The organism is Xanthovirga aplysinae, assembly GCF_009711365.1.
Lineage (GTDB): Bacteria > Bacteroidota > Bacteroidia > Cytophagales > Cyclobacteriaceae > Xanthovirga > Xanthovirga aplysinae.
Genome location: NZ_SMMB01000569.1, coordinates 1 through 2,416, shown reverse-complemented (window position 1 = coordinate 2,416; position 2,416 = coordinate 1). Strand labels below are relative to the sequence as shown.

General features: G+C 33.4%; 3 protein-coding genes. 1 reads left to right on the top strand and 2 read right to left on the bottom strand.

All coding sequences use genetic code 11. The features are described from left to right. Positions 1-640 precede the first annotated feature (640 nt). The gene (locus E1171_RS02795; RefSeq protein ID WP_155203865.1) at positions 641-1,009 is read right to left on the bottom strand and encodes a DoxX family protein; all 369 of its coding nucleotides are present in this window, start codon (positions 1,007-1,009) and stop codon (positions 641-643) included. A gap of 78 nt (positions 1,010-1,087) precedes the next feature. After that, entirely contained in the window at positions 1,088-1,537 is a 450-nt protein-coding gene (locus E1171_RS02790) for a MarR family winged helix-turn-helix transcriptional regulator (RefSeq protein ID WP_155203863.1), read from the bottom strand. Positions 1,538-1,794: 257 nt separating this feature from the next. Here E1171_RS02790 and E1171_RS02785 point away from each other — a divergent pair. Beyond that, a partial coding sequence (locus E1171_RS02785; RefSeq protein WP_187696209.1) for a glycosyltransferase domain-containing protein occupies positions 1,795-2,416 on the top strand: 622 nt, incomplete at its 3' end.

The following is a 2,416-nucleotide window of genomic DNA, read 5'->3' as shown; positions in this document are numbered from 1 at the left end:
AGCAGGAAGAATACATCCTGTCTTTTGCCAGCCTACAACCTTTTCGGATCGATAGCTGTGGTGATTAGTTAATTGAAGAGTTATCTCTTCAATTCCCACAAAAAGTATTAAGGGAACAGAAGAAACCGGCCATTAAAATTCATCTATTGTCGGAAATTAAATAATGGCCCTATAGGAATTGGCTATTTCGGGGAATTAGAACAGCTTTGGGAATTGAGGAGAAAATAATAAATGGGCACTTTCTAATACTCTGGAAATTAAATCATTTTAACGGTATAGCTATTAATTAAAAAATTATTAAGGTTACTTTTTATGCTCAGAGCTTGTTTAAATTTTAAAATTCGATTCTATTAAAGATAATAATTGAAAATGCCAACCAATTCAAAGCATGCGAAGAGGCTGTTGTTTCTTCATCTTGTAGCATTCTAATAAGGAAATTAGCCCAATCAAAACTTCTTTCTTCTACCTAATTAATAGATTCAGGCAAAAATGCTTTAGTATTTTTTGTTCTTCTTCCTATTTCTAATCTCCACCCAAATCTATTGCTACATTCTTTTATTTCTGGTCTATCGTAGAGTCTAAAGGCTAAAGTCAAGCTAAGAGTTATTTCATATACCCTTAGCCTTTTTGTTTCCTTTGTTTACTTTGATTTACTATTTAACTTTCGGCTATAAGAGTAAGAAACCCCAACCAAAAATAGCCCAATCATGGCAGGATAATGACCTCCATCACTAATGTTCAAATGAGCCCCAACTCCCAATAATAGATCAAAAACAAAACCTGCATAAGCCCATTCTTTTAACATTCTGGATTTGTTGGTCCAAATAGCCACAAGCCCTAACAGTTTAGCAATGGCCAAGGGATAAATGATATGTGTGGGATATCCCAAATCCAGAAAGACCTTACTAACCATTTCATACTGCGCAAAATACATTCCTGCACTCATTAACATGAGTAAAGAAAACAAAACGGTAACCACTCTGTAAATAATAGTATCTCTCTTTTTCATAACGTTTTATTTTAATTGATTAAATTTAATTTATTTACATGAAATTATTTTCCATGGAAAATTTTATTTTAAATTTTTTTAACCTCTTATTTTATCTAAAATGTCACTAAACTGCTTGGCTTCTTCTTCAGTAATTCTATCTTCCACTTCCATATGCCTGCTGTTGTCAGATTTATCAATTGCTTCTAATAGCTCCTCTCCTTTCTTTGAAAGAGCTAAATAAACCACACGCCTATCCTGTTCACTTCTTTTACGTTCTACAAGCTCCTTTTCCAATAACTTATCCGACAATCGGGTAGCATTTGGTGACTTATCAACCATCAATGCTTTAATATCATTCATGCTTACCCAGTCATTCGCTCCTCTTAATATTCTTAAAATATTGAATTGCTGAGGTGAAATACCATAGGGCTTCAAAAACTCAACAAACATGTTATTAAACCAGTTAGCCGTAAACACTAGGTTAGTCAGAAACCTATGTTTATTATTGGTGAATTTCGTTTTTACTTCCTGGTCTATATTTGCCATGTTTCAATATTTCACTACAAACATAAGAAAATTTATTTTCCATGGAAATTATTTCCATGTCTTTTTCTTAAATTCTTCAACCTTCTATATTTCTCTGGTTATTAAATGATAGCCTCCCTAATACAAATCCCCTCCATTTCGCCCTGGTTAAAGGTTTCTTAGGTTGTTTAAAAGTCGATTAACTTTTTGCCCCGTATCCCTTTGAAAATCCAATAAAAAACATGAATATCATAATACTTCTTTGGAAGAGAAAAGATATGAGAATATTAACTATTGCCACCAATAATGCTGGATATTTTGCCCTCTTAAAACAAACCTCCCAAGAGTGGGGCTACGAATTAAAAGTATTGGGATGGGACTTACCCTGGAAAGGACTCATTGGAAGACTTCGCCTATACGTTGAGGAACTTAAGAAAATTCCATCAGATGAAATCATTACCTGTGTGGATGGTTACGATGTGATAGTAGTTGGCTCCTCAACAGAAATGTTAACTAAATTTAGAGAAATAAATAAACCCATAGTTTTATCAGGACAACGGTATTTTCCAAATCAAAAATGGATGCAAAGAATCGCAGATGAACAAATGAATTATCAAGATTTACATCCCTTGGAAACAAAAAGAATTGGCAAGTATGATTATAGCAGGCCTTGCATGGGACTATTAATGGGTTACTCAGGAAGTTTGATCACCCTATTTGAGAGGCTATTAAAAATGGAAAAGGAACACCAAATTGGAAATGATCAAATATTACTAAATATGCATTACCAAAATCATCCTGAATCTTTCTATCTAGACAATACTTGTTCACTTTTTCAAAACCTTTGGCGAACAAGAAATGGATTATATGGTAAAATATCAACAAATGATGAAGCATGTG